The sequence below is a fragment of the Glutamicibacter mishrai genome, from assembly GCF_012221945.1.
In the GTDB taxonomy this organism is placed as follows: domain Bacteria; phylum Actinomycetota; class Actinomycetes; order Actinomycetales; family Micrococcaceae; genus Glutamicibacter; species Glutamicibacter mishrai.
Map to the genome: position 1 here is coordinate 2,068,984 of NZ_CP032549.1, position 15,264 is coordinate 2,084,247.

The 15,264-nt window shown below is 59.1% G+C and carries 14 protein-coding genes and 1 riboswitch; of the genes, 5 read left to right on the forward strand and 9 right to left on the reverse strand.

Going from position 1 to position 15,264, the window contains the following annotated elements; genetic code table 11:
* Positions 1 to 68: 68 nt before the first annotated feature.
* From D3791_RS09780 to D3791_RS09790, 3 genes are all read right to left on the reverse strand, one after another.
* Entirely contained in the window at positions 69 to 2,129 is a 2,061-nt protein-coding gene (locus tag D3791_RS09780; protein ID WP_172512049.1) for a bifunctional metallophosphatase/5'-nucleotidase, read from the reverse strand.
* 174 nt (positions 2,130 to 2,303) lie between these two features.
* The gene (locus D3791_RS09785; protein WP_022875406.1) at positions 2,304 to 2,516 is read right to left on the reverse strand and encodes a hypothetical protein; all 213 of its coding nucleotides are present in this window, start codon (positions 2,514 to 2,516) and stop codon (positions 2,304 to 2,306) included.
* Between the two features lie 138 nt (positions 2,517 to 2,654).
* On the reverse strand, positions 2,655 to 3,362 hold the full coding sequence (locus D3791_RS09790) for an HNH endonuclease family protein (protein ID WP_022875407.1): 708 nt from the start codon (positions 3,360 to 3,362) through the stop codon (positions 2,655 to 2,657).
* Positions 3,363 to 3,614: 252 nt separating this feature from the next.
* On the opposite strand from D3791_RS09790, the gene D3791_RS09795 reads away from it, so the two are divergent.
* From D3791_RS09795 to D3791_RS09805, 3 genes are all read left to right on the forward strand, one after another.
* Positions 3,615 to 4,199 (forward strand): hypothetical protein, encoded by a 585-nt coding sequence (locus tag D3791_RS09795; protein ID WP_172512050.1) that lies wholly within the window; start codon positions 3,615 to 3,617, stop codon positions 4,197 to 4,199.
* A 22-nt stretch (positions 4,200 to 4,221) separates the two neighbouring features.
* A riboswitch (TPP riboswitch) is annotated at positions 4,222 to 4,315 on the forward strand.
* 84 nt (positions 4,316 to 4,399) lie between these two features.
* Positions 4,400 to 5,200 (forward strand): 3-oxoacyl-ACP reductase, encoded by an 801-nt coding sequence (locus D3791_RS09800; protein ID WP_172512051.1) that lies wholly within the window; start codon positions 4,400 to 4,402, stop codon positions 5,198 to 5,200.
* Positions 5,197 to 6,525, forward strand: coding sequence for an LLM class flavin-dependent oxidoreductase (locus D3791_RS09805; protein ID WP_172512052.1), 1,329 nt, complete (start codon positions 5,197 to 5,199; stop codon positions 6,523 to 6,525). The genes D3791_RS09800 and D3791_RS09805 overlap by 4 nt, the downstream gene beginning before the upstream one ends.
* On the opposite strand, the gene fepB is transcribed toward D3791_RS09805, so the two are convergent.
* The 3 genes from fepB to D3791_RS09820 form a co-directional block, all read right to left on the reverse strand.
* Entirely contained in the window at positions 6,522 to 7,553 is a 1,032-nt protein-coding gene (fepB, locus tag D3791_RS09810; protein ID WP_172512053.1) for a Fe2+-enterobactin ABC transporter substrate-binding protein, read from the reverse strand. The two genes, D3791_RS09805 and fepB, sit on opposite strands and share 4 nt — an antisense overlap.
* 177 nt (positions 7,554 to 7,730) lie before the next feature.
* A complete protein-coding gene (locus D3791_RS09815; RefSeq protein ID WP_172512054.1) occupies positions 7,731 to 9,446 on the reverse strand; it encodes an alpha/beta fold hydrolase in 1,716 nt (571 codons plus the stop codon).
* Positions 9,447 to 9,526: 80 nt separating this feature from the next.
* Positions 9,527 to 10,696 carry a siderophore-interacting protein gene (locus D3791_RS09820; RefSeq protein WP_172512055.1) on the reverse strand — a complete coding sequence of 390 codons (1,170 nt, stop codon included), beginning with the start codon at positions 10,694 to 10,696 and terminating at the stop codon, positions 9,527 to 9,529.
* Positions 10,697 to 10,902: 206 nt separating this feature from the next.
* Between D3791_RS09820 and D3791_RS09825 the strand changes: the two genes are divergently transcribed.
* Positions 10,903 to 11,250 (forward strand): zinc ribbon domain-containing protein YjdM, encoded by a 348-nt coding sequence (locus D3791_RS09825; protein ID WP_172512056.1) that lies wholly within the window; start codon positions 10,903 to 10,905, stop codon positions 11,248 to 11,250.
* Positions 11,251 to 11,417: 167 nt separating this feature from the next.
* A complete protein-coding gene (locus D3791_RS09830) occupies positions 11,418 to 12,800 on the forward strand; it encodes an FAD-dependent oxidoreductase (protein WP_172512057.1) in 1,383 nt (460 codons plus the stop codon).
* Here the strand turns inward: D3791_RS09830 and D3791_RS09835 are convergent.
* The 3 genes from D3791_RS09835 to D3791_RS09845 all read right to left on the reverse strand — a co-directional run bounded on the left by D3791_RS09835 (position 12,792) and on the right by D3791_RS09845 (position 15,132).
* The gene (locus D3791_RS09835) at positions 12,792 to 13,448 is read right to left on the reverse strand and encodes an NADPH-dependent F420 reductase (protein WP_172512058.1); all 657 of its coding nucleotides are present in this window, start codon (positions 13,446 to 13,448) and stop codon (positions 12,792 to 12,794) included. The genes D3791_RS09830 and D3791_RS09835 overlap by 9 nt on opposite strands.
* Before the next feature lie 14 nt (positions 13,449 to 13,462).
* A complete protein-coding gene (locus D3791_RS09840; RefSeq protein WP_022875418.1) occupies positions 13,463 to 14,524 on the reverse strand; it encodes an LLM class flavin-dependent oxidoreductase in 1,062 nt (353 codons plus the stop codon).
* 143 nt (positions 14,525 to 14,667) lie between these two features.
* The gene (locus D3791_RS09845) at positions 14,668 to 15,132 is read right to left on the reverse strand and encodes a GtrA family protein (RefSeq protein WP_022875419.1); all 465 of its coding nucleotides are present in this window, start codon (positions 15,130 to 15,132) and stop codon (positions 14,668 to 14,670) included.
* Between the last annotated feature and the right edge of the window lie 132 nt (positions 15,133 to 15,264).

Consider the following 15,264-nt stretch of genomic DNA (forward strand, 5'->3'; position numbering starts at 1 on the left):
CCACTACGAACAAGGGTCATCACCACGATATTTCGTGGTGATGACCCTTGCTTTATGCCCTGTTGTTCTTAGCGGCCGGCCTTGTTGCCGAAGCGGCGAATCAGGAGCAAGACGATGCCCGCCAGGACAATGACGCCTGCGGCAATGCCGATCCAGCTGGCGCTGAAACCGGTGTCTGCCAGGTCTTCGTTATCCTGCTGGTTTGAATCATCCGAGGAATCTTCGGTTGGCTCCGCTGGGGAGTCTGAAGACTGGGTAGGCTCTGCCGAGTTGCTCTCATCTGAGCTTGGCGACGAGCTTGGGTCTTCGCTGGTCGACTCGGAAGGCGAAGCAGTTGGCGATTCGTCCGGGTTTTCGCTTGGCGATTCAGTTGGAGTTTCACTTGGCGATTCCGACGGTGCTTCAGGATCGATAGCTGCTGCGCGACCCAGCGGTGCTGGCTCGACCACATCATGGGCCTTGAAGTAGTTCACCGTGGCGTCCAGATCGATCTGGCCTGAATCTGCGTGGTTGGCGCCTTCAGCGAAGGCGGTGAAGTTATCGCCACCGGTAGCCAAGAAAGCATTGGCGGCGACGCGGAAGGTTGCCGACTCGTCCAATGGTTCACCATTGAAGGTGATCTCCTGGATGTGTTCACCCGCTGCCGCGTCTTCGACGTAGGTGTAGGACAGGCCATCCGAGATGCCCAGGTGCAGCTTGTTGCGCTCGGAGCCCTCCGGCTGCCACTGCTGTTCCAGTGCCTCGCGGATCTGCGCTCCGGTGAGGTCGAAGGTGATCAAGGTGTTGGCAAATGGCTGGACCTCAGCCGCCGCCTTGTAGGTCACCGTGCCGTCTTCGCCATAGAGCAGGTCCGAGCGAAGGCCGCCAGGATTCATGAAGGCAATCTGGGCTGGCTCACCGGCAAAATCCTCATTGGACGTAGCCCACAGGTGGATATCGGCTACCGTGTTGCCAAGCGTTGATTCGACACCGCGGTCCGAACCGGGAACGTCTCCGCCGCGCAGGATATCTTCGGAGATCTTGCCGACCTCAACGCTGCCGACAACTTCAGCTTCTGATTCGGCCTCTTCGACAATCTTTGCAACGGTTGGGTTGGCTTCGTAGTTGGCGGTCCATTCGCCGTCGGCCGATTCGGTGGCCAGCGGCAAGCGGGTGCTGGAAGCGTTCAGGACCTCACCGGTGGTTGGGTCGACATTGAGGCTGACCTTGCCCAGGGTCGTTCCATACTGGTGCGACTGGATGACCGGGCGCTCGCCGTCAGGGCCGGCGATGGAGCAGTCGTAGGAAGAGTGGGTGTGGCCCGAGAAGATCGCGTCGATATCGCCGCTGGCCTTGCGGACCAGATCCCCATAGGAAGTGGTTTCGCTGGCGATGGCAGAGCAGTCGGTGCTGGCCGAGCCATTGTGGGTCAGCAAGACGATCACGTCTGCCTCTCCATTGGCGTCGTCGCCGTCGCTAAGTTCCTTGGCAACGCGGTTAGCTGCTTCGACTTCGCTGCCGAAGTCCAGCCCGGAGATGCCGCTGGGGGAGACCAGCGATGGGACATCTTCGGTGACGGTGCCGATGAAGCCGACGGACAGGCCGCCGACTTCACGGATTGCGTACTCTTTGAGTGCTGGAGTCTTGGTGCCGGCCTTGTAGACGTTGGCGCCCAGTGCGTAGTCCTCGCCGGGCTGGCCGGTGGCTGCCGCAAAGCGGTCGGTGACGCGCGAGGTCAGGTCTTCGAAGCCCTTGTCGAACTCGTGGTTGCCCACGACGGAAACATCTAGTCCGGCGGCGCCGAGCGCATCGATTGTCGGAGCGTCCTCCTGGGACGCGGAAGCGAAGGTCGAGGCCCCGATATTGTCGCCAGCAGAGAGGAATAGCGTGTTTTCGTTTTCTGCACGCAACTGGTCAACGGCCCCTGCGAGGACTGCTGCGCCGGCGGAATCCCTGTCGGCGGCAATCCTGCCGTGGAAGTCGTTGATGCCAACCAGATCCAGGGTCACCGGATCTGCTGCTGCAGGGGAGGCGCTGTTGGTTGATTCCTCGGTGGGCGTTGCCTGGGCCATGGCGGTTCCGGTGGCTACCAGCGAGAGGGTAGCCAGGGAGGCGAGACTGAGTTTTCTCATCTGCCTGAATGCAGACATGGATACTCCTAAAAGTGACGAGTGTGACAAGACTTATGTCTATCGCATCTAGGTGAACCTGTCGATGCCTGCGGGTTAAATTGCTGTTTCAGGGCAACGAGAACTAGCGGTTAAATAGTCGAAGCAACGCATCAGCCTGTAGTTGATGCGTTGCTTCGAAAAATCGCCAGGAGGCTAGAGCTGTCGGTTCTTGCGTGTTTTGGCGGCGGTGACCGATGAGGCGCCAACGATGGCTCCGAGCATGAGCATGGCTGCGGCAATGAAGAAAATCGTGGACAGCACCCAGCAGGCCATGGCGGTATCCCGATGAGCTGTGTTCAGGGCAAACCCGAAGAGGCACACGCTGGTAAGCAACAGGAGAGCTCCCGACAACCGTGTCTTCATCATGTGGCCTTTGCAGCTGAGAATTTTGCCAACAGTCACTGAACATAATGGCTATTGGCTTGACTAATATCCATAGTGCCACAAATCCATCAATTTGACGATAGGCCTTAAGGGGGATCTTTTGCTGCGACTTTAGGCTGGCTACACGCAGTTTTTCAGGATTCGCTCGATGGCATCGTGCTCACCCTTGGTCATCCAAGCCCCGTACTTAGCTTTGACCTGAGTCTGGCGGGAGACATATTCGCAACGGAAGCGCTTGTTGGGCGGCAGCCATGAAGCGGCGTCCTTGTCACCCTTGGCCGCGTTGGTCGGGCCGTCCGAGGCCATGAGGTTCAGCGGGTCATTGGCGAACTCGAACCGGGCTTCTTTGTCCCAGTGCTGCGCTCCTTTTTGCCATGCATCCGACAGGGCGACGACGTGGTCAATCTGGACCGCGGTGCTGGTGCTCTGGCCTCGAACGAAGTTAATGGTGGTGTTCGTGTAGGGATCGTGAAAGGTTCCGCTGAGTACCACGCAGGGCCTGGAGGCGGATTTGTACTTCACGTCTTCCAGGTCGCGCGCCAGGATGTCATTGCGCGCATCGCAGCCATTGTGGTCCGGGTCTTTCCAGCCCTTGCTGAATTTTTCGCGTTCATAGCCGGTCTTCGGTGCGCGGCCCTTGACGTCGATTTTCGCGAGCAGCTCAAGCGAGTCGGTGTAGCTTGCGCGTTGCGCTGCGCCGTCATGGGTGGTGTCGGCCTGCGCGTCGGGAACGCGGTACTGCTCGATGGAATCGAGGGTTGAGCATCCCGTGAGGGCAAGGGATGAGGCGATGAGTGCAAATGAAATGGTGCGACGCAGCAGGCGCATGCGGTGGTACGACTCCTAGGGAAATGAAAGCTGGCAACGGGTATAAGCCCTTAATGAACTATATGGAGCAGGCCGGACCATTTAGTTGTGATGGCGCCGTGTTTTGGTGTGAGATGCGTGTGAACCGTCAGGAAGTGATATTTCAAGATTTCATAACGATTGTTATTCCTTGCCTTGACATGCATTGTTTAAGTCAGATTCCTAACATAAGGTCGATTGAAATAACTCATTCACCTCTGCATTGGAGCGCTCATGAAGCGGACTGCCCCGTTGGCCCTGGCTCTGCTTCTCGGGCTTTGCTCTTGCACCACTCCGGTCTCGCAATTGAAGCTTCCCGAAGAATCTGCCGAAGACCTGTCCTCGGGCGTCCTCGTGGAAGAAATCACCGAGGAAACTCATGAACCCATAGATGACATTGCCGGTTTGTACCCGCCGATGATCGCCTTTGCCGCGGCCAGCAGGGGAGAAACCTGGCTGCTTGGCTCATTGGAAGACCCGGGCGCCGAGTTTTTCGAGGAGAACGGCTTCAGCACCGGGGCGGGAACGATGAACACCTACCAACTGGATGATGCAGGTGAAATTCGGCCAGATCACATGATCGCCCCTACGGTGGCAGGGCAGAAGAATCTGCTCCAGTTCGCCTGCCAAGGAGTCGGATTCGTGCGCATCAAGGCTGTCAAAGATGACGCGGTGATCGCCGAGGACTCATTGCGTTGCGGGATCCCCGCCAACAAATTGAGCATGGAATTCACTGTTCCAGATGGCGGGGAGATCTGGATTGTCCAGGAACCGAGTGCCGATACGCGCGGGATCCATGAAGTAATGTTCTACAGCTAAGCCGTGCATGTGCTACTAATTGAGCAGTGACACGGGGTGCCGCACGGCGGCTGAGAAAACACCCGTTGAACCTGATCCAGTTAGTACTGGCGAAGGGAATGTCCTAGATTCGGCGTTTGCGTGCACTCTGAAGGGTTGAACCATTCGCGTCCTTGGCCAGGTTCCGTTCGCCCAAGACGCCGTCAAGGAGTTCAAGCACCATGAGCACGGATACCCACACATCAGCGCACCCGGCTGCCCTTCCACTCGAAGAGCAGATCATTCTGGTCACCGGCGGGGCGCGAGGACTCGGTGCGGCCATCAGCCGGGCCTTCCTGGCAGCGGGCGCGAAAGTCGCGATCAATTACCGCTCTTCGGCTCAGGCCGCTGAAGATCTCGTCGCGCTCTACCCGGACACCGCAGTTGCCATCCAAGCCGACGTCCGGGACCAGGACCAGCTCAAAGCGATGGCTGCTCAAGCCAAAGACCGCTTCGGGCGACCGGTCACGACCCTGGTGAACAATGCATTGGTGGATTTCTCCTTCAACGGCGACGCGCGTTCGACTGCGGAAGCGATCTCAGCAGCAGAACTGAGCGCCCAGTTTGCCGGTTCGGTGCTAGCTCCCGTGGCAGCCATCCAAGCAGTACTTCCGGGGATGCGTGAAGCCGGCTTTGGACGCATCATCAACATCGGCACCAATCTGTTCCAGCACCCCGTGGTTCCGTACCATGACTACACCGCCACCAAGGCGGCCCTCTTGTCCTTGACCCGTACCTTCGCCGATGACCTGGGCCCCGAAGGGATCAACGTCAACATGGTTTCCGGCGGACTTTTGCGCACCACGGACGCCTCCGCAGCGACGCCCGAAGCAGTATTTGACCTGATCGCCGCGGGAACACCATTGCGGCGGGTCACCTCGCCTGGAGAACTGGCTGATGCCGTGCTGTTCTTCGCCTCGCCGCTTTCCCGCGGGGTGACCGGCCAGAACCTCATCGTTGACGGCGGGCTGGTGAAAGGATGAGCCAGAAGAAACAAGTACACCTGAACTTGTTCCTTTATGGCGCCGGCCATCACCAAGCAGCCTGGCGCGCCGAGGACTCGGCCGCCGAGCAGCTTTCGGAAACGCAGTACTACATCAAGCTGGCGCAACTGGCCGAAAAGGGACTGCTCGACGCGGTGTTCTTCGCCGATGGGCAAGCGGTGTCAACCAGTGCCGCGCAGGCTGGCCCCACCTGGTTCTTCGAACCGGTGACACTGCTATCCGCCATCAGCCAATGCACCACGAACATCGGACTGGTGTGCACCATCTCTGCCAGCTTCTACTCGCCGTTCCATGCTGCTCGCATGCTAGGCAGCTTGCAGCATCTCTCGCAGGGGCGTGCCGGCATCAACGTGGTGACCAGCATGTGGGACACCGAGGCGCAGAACCATTCGCTACGCGAACTGCCCGCGCACGCGCAACGATATGCCAGGGCCGGTGAATTCATTGATGTTCTGCACAATCTCTGGGGTTCCTACCCTCAGCAAGCAGTCCGGATTGATCGGGCGGGGAACTTCACCGATGCATCCCTGCTCCAGGAAATCAATCACGAAGGGGAGCACTTTGCCGTGCGGGGCCCGTTGAATATGCCCAACTCCCCATATGGTGAACCGGTCCTCTTCCAAGCGGGATCCTCGCCCGCCGGACGTGAACTAGCCGCCGCCCATGCCGAAGCGATCTACTCGGTCGCGGCAGACCGCGGCATGGCGGGCGAATTCGCCCGCGATATTTCGCGACGCACCAAGGAGCAGCGAGGAACGGAGAACCGAGCCCTGATTATGCCGGGATTGGTTACCTACGTGGGGCGCACGCTGGAAGAAGCCCAAGCCAAACAACGCGCGCTCAATGAGTTGCTGCCCACCGAGGATGCGCTGCGCCAACTGGGCGTATTTTTGCAGCAGGACACCAGCTCGTGGCCATTGGACCAGCCCGTTCCGAAGCTGCCGCCACTGGAAGAGTTCACTGGCCCGGCTGGTAGATACACCACCATTTTGCGCCTCATAGAGCTGCACCAGCCGACGGTCCGCGAACTGCTCGGCCTGCTGGCAGCTGGCGGTGGGCACTGCACGATGGTGGGGACACCGGAACTGATTGCCGATGAGATGGAGCGCTGGCTCGATGAAGACGCCGCTGATGGGTTCAACTTGATGCCTCCGTCGCTGCCGGGAGCATTAGAGGACTTCATTGACCTGGTCATCCCGGAGCTGCAGCGACGCGGCAGATTCCGTACCAGCTATGAGTCAGCGACCCTGCGCGGAAATCTTGGCTTGAATATCCCGCAAACCGCGATACTTGAGCGCAGTTAATCTTGGGTTTGCGTTTCGGGCTTCAACCCTGGGAAATCATTCTCGAAGTAATCCAGGATTTTCTGTGCCGAATAGAAATCCATGAGGAATGATTCTTGAAGGGCAAAGACGTTGCCCTGGCGGATGGAAGGTATATGCGCCAGGGATTCGTCGGAGGAGAACTGTTCCGAGATTTCCGGGTCCGAGGAGAGCAGGAACGCTGCCTCTCCGGAAAGCGACTTGGCTAGGCCGTCATAACTGGTGAAGGAGAAATCCTCGCGTTCCTGAGTGGAAGTATCAAATTCTTCCGGAGGATCCACCACGGTGAAACCGAGTGCCTCGAATAACTGCGCATGGGGACCGGTGCTTTGCGCGACAGGGGAGATATTTCCCTGATCGTAGGAAAGAATCGACGCCGTGGTGCCGGAGGAGATCGCTAGCGATTGCTTGAGGCTGGCAACACGTTGCTTGATGATCTCGTTATTCCGGGTTGATGCGGCCTCAGCACCGGTAGCTTTGGCCAGGTCCGCACTCAGCGAAGTCCACTGCTCTTCGGTGTAATCAACCAGAAGCGCTGGGGCGATGTCCCGCAGCTGGTCCAGGTGCTCCAACTCGGAATCCGCGCCTGAAGCGGAGAGCAGGATCAAATCAGGCTTGCGGTCCCGTATGGCTTCAAGATCAAAACTCCCGATTTCATATAACGCGTCGACCGAGTGCTTTGAAGCGACGTCCGCCCACTGGGCCAGGAATCCGTGCTTGTCCGTGGCGGGGCTCTGCGGGGCAACCGCGGTGCCAACTACCGGTGCATCGAGGGACAGCAGGGTGCCGGTCACGGATACCGAGGTCGAGACAATGCGTTTGGGCTTGGACGGAATCTTGATGAGGTCGCCGGTTTCGTCGGTGACCATTCGAGGCCAGCCGTCGGCTTCAACAGTGGCGGTGCTGGCTTCACGGGCAGCTGGGGTTGGCGCAGATGTACAGGCGCCCAGCGAAAGCGCGAGAAAGCAGGTCAGGAGGAGGGCAGCGGTCTTGGACAAACTTGAATGCACTGACGCTACTCCCTGGCCTTGGCTTGTTGGACGGTGTCGATCAAGAACCCAACAATGAGTTCCATAGTCCACCACGGTATTAGATGATCTTGTGGATCTTCGGTCTTCAGAAACTATTAAAACCTCTATTGATCAGTCTATATTCAGGTGCGATGGGTGCTGTGCGCGTGCTGAAGATCATTTGCCGCACAAAGACGCCGTCTTTGGATAGGCGGTCACGCCTTCCAAGAGTGACTGCGTGAATCTCACGAGATCCTGGTTCAATGCTGATCCTTCGCCCACTAATGGCATGTGGTCCAGGCCCGGGTATTCGGCATAACCAATTTGTGCACCGTGCTGGCATGACGCCTGGACAAAATTACGTTGCATCGAAGGCACAACGAGCGAATCGGTGGCGCCTTGCGAAAGGAATATCGGGAGCCCCTTGGGAATTGGCGCGGAATTCTGCTCAAGCAATTCACTCAGCCCATGGTCGAGAGCTTCCGGGCTGAAGACCGGTTCGAACAGTTGGCTGGCCTGGGCAATGCCGGCAACAGCTCCGGCGCCGGTGAAACAGTTCTTCGACAGCTGATTTACGGCAAGTTCAGAACGCGGCGTGAGCCGGTCGACAATATCCATCTGCGGATACAGCTCGTTCCAACTCGCTGCGATGTAGCTTGAGACAATCTTTCCCGCCGACGTGTCCGCAATGGACTCGGCAAGATGCGGCAAGTCGGATGCGGGGGCCATGGCCGCAACGCCTAGGATGTCTAGATCTGGCGCGTACTCCTTGGCCTCATTGGCCGTGGCTAAAGCAGCGTGCCCGCCCTGCGAGTGGCCCCAAACGACACTTCGTTCATCCAGGCGCATGCCCTGTTCGGCCAGGGCATCGAGTTGCGCTGCCGCTCGGGTTGCATCGAGGACCGCGTGTGCTTCGGCTTGCGGCACCAAATAGGGGTGCGGGCCAGCGGTGCCCAAGCCGACATAGTCCGTGGCAACGATGGCCCAGCCCCGGGAAAGCATTTCTTCTCTGGCAATGGCAGGACCGTCATCGTACGGATTCGGACCCGCTGACAGGGCACATTGGGATGCTATGCCCTTGGTTCCGTTGGCCCAGGAAATGACGGGCAGCGCGCCACGGGCGTCGCGGGGAACGGTGCCAATGCCCGAAGCAATGGCCGCGCTGCCATCTTCGGAGGCAGTGGTGTAAAGGATCCGCCATGCTTCGGTATTTTCTAATGCCTGCTGCGCCAATGGTTCTGAACGGATAAGTTCCCCACGGGCATTCGGGACGGACGCTGGCGGCAAGTAGAAATCGTCAGCACTGGACGTGGAACTTTGGCTATGAAGAAAAGCGGTCAAACCGGCGGAACCTACTGCCCGCATCCATTTTGGCGGCGCTGGCAGTACATTGCGCAACGGGGTCGACAAAGCCCGGAGGCCAAGCAAGACCAGCCACATTCCAAAAACAACGCCCAAGACCCAGAGCGAGAGCCGCGGCCAGAAGATGCTGACTACCGCACCGAACACACCAGTGAGTGCGGTCAAAATTCCGCGGAAGGCTGGGGTTCTCGACCCCTTGGCCATGGAGGCAAACCGCAGCGCCCCGGCAAAAAATAGTGCCAGGGAAAGACACAGCGCCAGAACCGGCAAGCTTGCTGATCTGGCCAAGGGCAAGGCGAAGGCACTGAGAATCAGCAAGAGGCCGGCGACAAAGACCGGCGCACGGCGTGATGCGTTGTCCTGCATTTCAAGGAACCGAAGCAGCCCCGCAAGCAGCAGGCCAGCCGAAAGAAGCCAAATGATCACTTGAATGGCGCTCGCCGAATTGAGCAGGAGCAATACTCCCATGGCTACCAGCAAAGCGCCTGAGACTAGACGAACGGCAGAACTGACGAACCTGGATCTAGCCATGAAGGATCCTTTGAGGGAAAGTGGAGGATATTCATCCCTTTGACCTGAGCATGGATCACGGTCCCTGATGAGTTTGGATGTTACCGGCGCAACCTGCCTTCACGCAGGGTCCAGTACGAGGAAATATGCGAGGAGTGCTTGTCCAGATGCCAATACTCGGTAATCCGGCTAATGGCTTTGATAGTGGATCGTTCGGCATGGGCAACGACGCCCACTTGTCCGGCCGGCAGAGCCAGCGACTGGAGGGCTGAGGGGAGCACGCTGCTTTTGCCCGCGGGCATTGAATCTCGTGAAAGCCATCGTAAAACAACGCCTTCTGGATGTTTCACGTCAAACATTGCAGTATCGTCGGCCACTTCAAATAATGCTGTGCCTTCGGCGTTGGCCGGAAGCGCTTCTAGGGCTTTGGCAATGGCAGGCAAGCCGGCTTCATCCGCTGCAAGCACGTAGTAGCTGGCATTCAGCGTTAGCGAAGCTTTGCTGCGAGCGGGGGAGATGACCAGTGGATCGCCGGGTTGCGCCATTCCGGCCCAGTGGCCAACGGTTCCTGGCTCGCCGTGGACCACAAAATCTATGGCCAGTTCATTGAGCACCGGGTCGACCCACCGGATGGTGTAGGACTTGGAACGAGGCACTTGTTCGCGCGGCAAGCGATGGCGCAGAGCGCGCACGTCGTAGGGAGGAATAAGGCCCAGCGCGGGGTCGGCGACAAAAACTTTGACATACTCGTCAAGCGCGGAATTGGAGCGGTACCCATCGAGATTCGGAGCGCTGGCACTGAGCCGCACCATCTGGTCGTTGAGTCGTTGCACACGAGTGATCGTCAAAACATGCTGGTCCACTTTGGCCCGGGGTGTATCCAGCAATCCCAGGGGTGGCGAGTATTTGGCCAGCGGTTCTTCATAAGTGTTCGCCGGTGGTTCCGGGGTCGTGGCTCCCATGAGGTGAGAGTCCGCGGGCCGATGGTGATGGCTGAAGGACGTGCGAAGTGTTTTGTCCAGAACCTTGCGTGCCGCGGCCAATGCGGCTGCCGATCCGGCGCGCTGCGCCGCGGCAAGCAGTTCATCGGTTTCCTGCTCATTGAGGAACTGGTTGGAGGAGATGCTGCGGTATAGCTCTTCTTTGGCCACTGCGTATCCGGCTTTAGCTCCGGCTTTCTCTGCCATGGCTAGAACTTCCAAGGTCAGGCCCTCTTTGGGCGAGACGGAAAACTGCGCTCCGTAGCCGCGGTGCTTGTGGTGCTTAGACATGATGCGCCCCTTAGCTTCACTGTCGCGAGAATCAGCTCGTATGCCTGAGTATGAGTGAAAGACGGTGGGCAAAACAAGTGGTTTTAAAGCTGGGTATTCGGTCCGCTGGAGGTGGCCGGGGCGTCGGGATTTGCCGCCATTTACAAGGATTATTCGATATTCGATTCATTCGACAATAGCTGTTCGGAGTCACTAAAATTAGCCGCATGTCTGATTCTTTGCCACCGTGCCCTAAGTGCTCCAGCGAGTACACCTACGAACTTGACGCATTGCTGGTCTGCCCAGAATGCGCCCACGAATGGAACGCGGAAACCGAGGAATCCGAGCCGACTGAAACTGTCATCAAGGACGCGGTGGGCAACGTCCTGCAGGACGGCGACACCGTCAGCATTACCAAGACCATGAAGGTCAAGGGCGCCCAGAGCGCGCTGAAGGCCGGCACCAAGGTGCGCAATATTCGCTTGACCTCTGGCTCTGGAGATCACGACATCGCAGCCAAGGTTGACGGCTTCGGCCAGATGGAATTGAAGTCCTCCATCGTCAAGAAGATCTAAAGACCGGCATACTTGGCTCTGGCAGTCCGTTCTCCTTTCGGAGACGGGCTGCCTCTCTCGTTAAACAGGTCTAGTTGCCGCCCGATTCCCCTCGATGATTGACTCGCGTATCAATGTCCGAGCAGACTCAAGCTAGAACATTGACGAGGTCGGCAAGGGAGATCAGCATGAGGACCGAGACATCTAGTGGCAAGCTCGACACCATCGTCATCGGTTGGGGTAAAGGCGGCAAGACCCTGGCAGGGGCATTGGCCCGTGCTGGTGAGAAAGTGGCCATCGTCGAGCAGTCGGCGCAAATGTATGGCGGAACCTGCATCAACATCGGCTGCGTACCCACCAAAGCACTGATCCACGACGCTGAGCAGCATGTCGAAGGCATTCCGGCCAGCCAAAAATTCGACAACGCCGTACAGCGACGGGATGATCTCACCGCGCTACTGCGTGCCAAGAACTACTCCATGCTCAACGATCTGGACTCGGTCCTGGTGCTCACCGGCCGAGCCAGCTTCACTGGACCGAAATCCATCAAGGTGCGTACTGAGGAAGAAGAGCTGGAGCTGAGCGCCGCGCGGATCATTATCAATACCGGCGCGCAACCTGCTGTCCCTCAGATCCCAGGTGCCAGCATTGGCGGAAGGGTGCACGACTCCACGACTATCCAGCATGCGCCCTTGCCCAAGTCTTTGGTTGTCGTCGGCGGCGGATATGTGGGTGTCGAATTCGCCTCGGTGTTCGGCCAGTTCGGCAGCAAAGTCACGGTCCTGGACCGCGGGAAGCGTGCTTTATCCAAAGAGGACGCAGATGTTGCCAGCGAAGTGCAGTCGTGCCTTGAAGATGCCGGCGTTACCATTCTCAGCAAGGCCCAGGTCACTGGAATTTCGCAGGACTCGAGCTGCGCAACAGTCAGCTTCGAGATTGGCGGGGAGCCTCGGCAGATTTCTGCCGATGCCGTGCTCATTGCGCTGGGTCGAACCCCGGCAACCCGGGAGCTGAATCTTGAGGCCGCCGGAATCCGCAGCGGAGAACGCGGCGAGATCATGGTGGACGAATTCCTGGCGACCAGCGCCGAGGGCGTTTATGCGCTCGGTGATGTCACCGGCGGGGCGCAATTCACCTATGTATCCCTCGATGATCATCGGGTGCTTGCTAATCACCTGTTGGGCGACGGGACCCGAAGCACCAAGGACCGGGTTGCGGTGCCGTACACGATTTTCTGCACTCCTCCGCTCTCGCGGGTAGGGCTCAGTGAAGATCAGGCCAGGAAGCAAGGACTGAGCATCAAGACGGCGGTGAAGAAGGTCGCGGCGGTTGCTGCGATGCCGAGGCCGAAAATTGTTGGTGACCCCAGGGGCATCATCAAGTTTGTCGTTAACGCTCAGGACGACCAGATCCTAGGTGCCGCCCTCATGCACGTGGATTCCCAGGAAGTCATCAATCTGGTGGCCCTGGCGATGCGGCAGGGGATGGCGGCGAGCCAATTGAGGGATCAGATCTTCACCCATCCTTCCTCTACCGAAGCCTTGAATGAGGTGCTCGGAGAGCTACGCTGAAGCGGCCAGGCTGGCCGAATTGATCAGTTCGGCCAGCTGGGCGCTTGGCTGGTTGGCGCCAAAGGCCGGCTGTCCTGGCTGAAGGCGTACGCCTTCAGCCAGCGGGCCGATCGGCAGCGGATCAAATCCGAAGGCCTCGATGAGCCCGGCGACCTCATCCACATCGGCTGCGCCGTCCCCGGCCACGGCAATAGCCTTGCGTTCGGTGCCGCCAGGACGGGCCTCTTCCTCAAGGTCGTGGTAGCCCATGTGGTTGAAAGCCTTGACGACGCGGGCATCTGCAAGGAAGCCCTGGATCAATTCGCTGGTGGAGACCTCCGGGCCGTTGAGGTCCTCGCGGATCCCATCGGTTTCCCACCAGTAATTCATCGCGTCGACCACCAGCTTGCCTGAAAGCTGCTGGACAGGGATGCTCTGGTATTTGCCCAGAGGCAAAGCCAAGATGGCAATATCGGCCTTGCGGGCTGCCGTTGCAGCGTCAACTGCCACCGCGCCGGGGGTCAGGATCTCGATGGTCAAGGCGATGGCGCTGGGGTCGCCGGATCCGGCAATGAGCACCTCGTGGCCTGCTTTGAGGGCCAGTCGCGCCAATGCGGTGCCGATCTTTCCCGCGCCGAGGATGCCAATTTTCTGCTGTGCCATGTTCATTCCTTCGCAGCTGCCTATCGTCCGGCTGGGGCCGGCTGCTCGGCGAGCATTTCCCGGACCAGTGGAATGACTTTGTTGCCGTAGAGCTCGACGGCGTGCAAACGCGCTCCGGCTTCCACGGCTCCGCCGGAGTAGATCAGGTCGAAACGGCCGATATCCAAGGTCCTGATAGTGGTGGCGATCTTGCGGGCCACGGTCTCAGGAGAGCCGATGTAGAGCGATCCTTCACTGGCTTCGTGCTCGAATTCCGCGCGGCTCATCTCAGGCCAGCCGCGGGTTGCGCCAATCCGATCGCGTTGCGCCTTGTACGCATCGAACATGTGCTCGCGGGCCAGCTCATCGGTGTCCGCCACAAAGCCAGGGGAATGCAGGCCCACCGGCGTGCTCTGGTGCCCGAACTGCTCATTGGCCCGGCGGTAGAGGTCGATATACGGGGCAAAGCGTTCCGGAGATCCGCCGATCACTGCAAGCATCATGCGGAAACCGTAGTGTGCCGTGCGGATCACAGATTGCGGGGAGCCTCCCACGCCTACCCAGGTGCGCAGGCGGCCTGACTCGGTTTTGGGGAAGACATCCATGTCCACCAGATCGGCGCGCTTGGTGCCGTGCCAGGTTACCGGCTTCTCGTCGAGCAGCTTGTGGAACAGATCGATCTTTTCGTCAAAGAGGACTTCGTAGTCGGCCATGTCGTAGCCGAACAGCGGGAAGGACTCGGTGAACGAGCCGCGGCCAAGCATCACTTCGGCGCGTCCGCTGGATAGCGCATCGACGGTTGCGAAGCGCTGGTGGACGCGCACCGGGTCATCGGATGACAAGACGGTAACGCCGGAGCTGAGGCGGATGTTCTCGGTAGCGGTGGCGATGCCGGCCAGCACGGTTTCCGGGGAAGAAATGGCGTATTCCGGGCGGTGGTGCTCGCCGACCGCAATGACGTCCACGCCTGCCTGGTCGGCCACGATGGCTTCTTGCACGGTGGCGCGAATGGCCTGCGCGTGAGTCAGCAGCTGGCCCGAAGTTGAACTGGGCACATCGCCGAAAGTGTCGATGCCGAATTCGATGTTCTCGATGGCGTTCATGACCGCTCCCTCAGACAAAAATAAGTTGATGCATCAATCATGACTCAATATTGTTGACGTGTCAACCATATTGAAAGTGATGTGTGCCGGGGATGCGGGAACAGGGGAATCCGGCGGGCTGCCGGACCATTGGAATGGGCCGCTTAGGCCAGCTGATCAACCTTTTGCGGCTCGCTGCTGCCGCTGGGGAAAACGAACTTGTGCAGGGCCCACCAGCGGAAGGCCATGGCCAGCAGGGTCCCGATGATCGGTCCGGAGATGAAGTCGGCGATTTCCTGTTCCAGGAAAGTGACCTGCGGGTAGTGGAACCCGAAAATCCAGCGCGAGGCATACAGCGGCGCCGAGTTGATCACGATGCCGACGGCGGAAACCAAGGTGAATCCGATGATCTGGATTCTCTTGCGGAAGGCCGAATTGCGATCGGTGAAGGTCACCTGCCGGGTCAGGACATAGGAAACAACCGTGGCCACGCAATTGGCAATGAGGAACGCCGTGGTGGGGTGGTCGCCCAGGAGCAAGTACTTCAGCAGATAGTTGACGGCCAGCGTCACTATGAAACAGAAACCTCCGACGCCCAAGAATCTGACAAGGCGCGAAGCAGTATTCATCGTGTTGCTCAAATTGTTCCGTCCGTGGACAACAAAAGAAGACCGGCTCGTGGATCCGCGCTTTCGGGTGATGCCCGCGAGCAGCAGTGGAGCCGGTGCTGATGGGTATAAATCTAGACGGCTCGGCTGCAG

Excerpts from the sequence above, each read along its gene's own strand:
- D3791_RS09780 (WP_172512049.1), bottom strand. The coding sequence starts at position 2,129 with ATGTCTGCATTCAGGCAGATGAGAAAACTCAGTCTCGCCTCCCTGGCT.
- D3791_RS09785 (WP_022875406.1), bottom strand. The coding sequence starts at position 2,516 with ATGATGAAGACACGGTTGTCGGGAGCTCTCCTGTTGCTTACCAGCGTG.
- D3791_RS09790 (WP_022875407.1), bottom strand. The coding sequence starts at position 3,362 with ATGCGCCTGCTGCGTCGCACCATTTCATTTGCACTCATCGCCTCATCC.
- D3791_RS09795 (WP_172512050.1), top strand. The coding sequence starts at position 3,615 with ATGAAGCGGACTGCCCCGTTGGCCCTGGCTCTGCTTCTCGGGCTTTGC.
- D3791_RS09800 (WP_172512051.1), top strand. The coding sequence starts at position 4,400 with ATGAGCACGGATACCCACACATCAGCGCACCCGGCTGCCCTTCCACTC.
- D3791_RS09805 (WP_172512052.1), top strand. The coding sequence starts at position 5,197 with ATGAGCCAGAAGAAACAAGTACACCTGAACTTGTTCCTTTATGGCGCC.
- D3791_RS09815 (WP_172512054.1), bottom strand. The coding sequence starts at position 9,446 with ATGGCTAGATCCAGGTTCGTCAGTTCTGCCGTTCGTCTAGTCTCAGGC.
- D3791_RS09820 (WP_172512055.1), bottom strand. The coding sequence starts at position 10,696 with ATGTCTAAGCACCACAAGCACCGCGGCTACGGAGCGCAGTTTTCCGTC.
- D3791_RS09825 (WP_172512056.1), top strand. The coding sequence starts at position 10,903 with ATGTCTGATTCTTTGCCACCGTGCCCTAAGTGCTCCAGCGAGTACACC.
- D3791_RS09830 (WP_172512057.1), top strand. The coding sequence starts at position 11,418 with ATGAGGACCGAGACATCTAGTGGCAAGCTCGACACCATCGTCATCGGT.
- D3791_RS09835 (WP_172512058.1), bottom strand. The coding sequence starts at position 13,448 with ATGAACATGGCACAGCAGAAAATTGGCATCCTCGGCGCGGGAAAGATC.
- D3791_RS09840 (WP_022875418.1), bottom strand. The coding sequence starts at position 14,524 with ATGAACGCCATCGAGAACATCGAATTCGGCATCGACACTTTCGGCGAT.
- D3791_RS09845 (WP_022875419.1), bottom strand. The coding sequence starts at position 15,132 with ATGAATACTGCTTCGCGCCTTGTCAGATTCTTGGGCGTCGGAGGTTTC.